A 612-nucleotide genomic window follows, 5' to 3' on the forward strand; every position below is an offset into this window, starting at 1 on the left:
GGCGTACATTCATCTCAAGGGCGGCGGCGGATTTCTTGTGTGAGGTGGAAAATTCGTTGAATTCGGGTTTTGCTGTGTTCGGCAGGTATTTTTCGTAACCAATCGGAATTTGCTTTGCATTGTTTTTATTAAGGTTTTCTGCCTCAATGCAGTTGTTACTATTTAGACAAGGAAGAGCGCGTTCCGCGCTTGCTGAAGCTGAACGATTCATGATTGCACCTCCGCCATCAGTGCGGATACGCTTAATTGACCGTATAAATCGGCTTCGCCATAAGTGATTTGGGGATTGTTGGGATTGCGGATAGGAAAAGCTCTGGTTTCCAAGCAATCGATGGTTCCGCAGGTCTCGGAAAACAGGCGGAAGATGTAGGCAACGGGATTTTTTTCAGGTTGCGGTGTAATTGTGTAGTAGGCAAATGTTGACATTTCAGACCCCTTGAAAATTCGGTTAATCGGAACTTGTCAAGGGGTTTGTTTTGTAATTTACACTCCCTTAACGGAGTGCAATATATAAGGCCGTCTGAAATATTCAGACGGCCTTTTTAATTAATCCATATCACTTTCGGGCAATTCTGCCGAACCCATGCGGCGCAGGATGATATTGGTTTTGTT

At 44.6% G+C, this 612-nt stretch carries 1 protein-coding gene and 1 pseudogene; both read right to left on the reverse strand.

Going from position 1 to position 612, the window contains the following annotated elements; genetic code table 11:
• Positions 1–211, reverse strand: a pseudogene (locus ACTHUR_RS15755) (rolling circle replication-associated protein); the annotation flags it as partial.
• On the reverse strand, positions 208–426 hold the full coding sequence (locus tag ACTHUR_RS15760) for a hypothetical protein (protein ID WP_070459355.1): 219 nt from the start codon (positions 424–426) through the stop codon (positions 208–210). The pseudogene ACTHUR_RS15755 and the gene ACTHUR_RS15760, both read right to left, overlap by 4 nt.
• Positions 427–612 lie beyond the last annotated feature (186 nt).

The sequence above is a fragment of the Neisseria sp. P0021.S007 genome, from assembly GCF_051956855.1.